Origin of the sequence: Nocardioides sp. LHD-245, from assembly GCF_030929495.1 — a bacterium.
Taxonomy (GTDB): domain Bacteria; phylum Actinomycetota; class Actinomycetes; order Propionibacteriales; family Nocardioidaceae; genus Nocardioides.
Genome location: NZ_JAVFWN010000046.1, coordinates 1 through 510, shown reverse-complemented (window position 1 = coordinate 510; position 510 = coordinate 1). Strand labels below are relative to the sequence as shown.

At 66.9% G+C, this 510-nt stretch carries 1 protein-coding gene; it reads left to right on the top strand.

Features of this window, described 5'->3' with window-relative positions; genetic code table 11:
• Nucleotides 1-55: 55 nt before the first annotated feature.
• Nucleotides 56-510, top strand: a 455-nt coding sequence (locus RB608_RS28255; protein ID WP_308091436.1) for a helix-turn-helix domain-containing protein, incomplete at its 3' end; no start/stop codon positions are given.

Here is a 510-nt window from a genome sequence, read left to right as displayed (position 1 = left end):
CTAGTGTCGCGTGTCGTTAGTTCTTGAACAGTTTGGATTCTGAAATCATGGGAGCATGGCGAATCGTCCTGCCCCTGCATTGGTGCTGCGTGATGGTGACCGGGAGAAGCTCGAAGGGTGGCTGCGGTCGCGGTCGGTGAAGGCGGGGCTGGTCAAGCGGGCGAGGATCGTGCTGCTGGCCGCCGACGGGGTGACGAACCAGGAGATCGCAGCCCGGGTGGGCGCCTCGCGTACGACGGTGATTCAGTGGCGCGAGCGCTACCAGTCGCGCGGCGTGGCGGGCCTGGAGGACCTTGATCGGTCGGGTCGGCCCCGGGAGGTCGATCACGCGGCGGTCGTGACCGCGACGCTGAGGCCGCCACCGAAGAAGTTGGCCGTGACCCACTGGTCGAGCCGGCTGCTGGCCGGCGAGCTCAAGCTCAGCCACAAGACCGTGACCCGGGCGTGGAAGGCGTACGGGATCAAGCCGTGGAAGGCCGAGTCGTTCCGGTTCTCTACCGACCCCGAGCT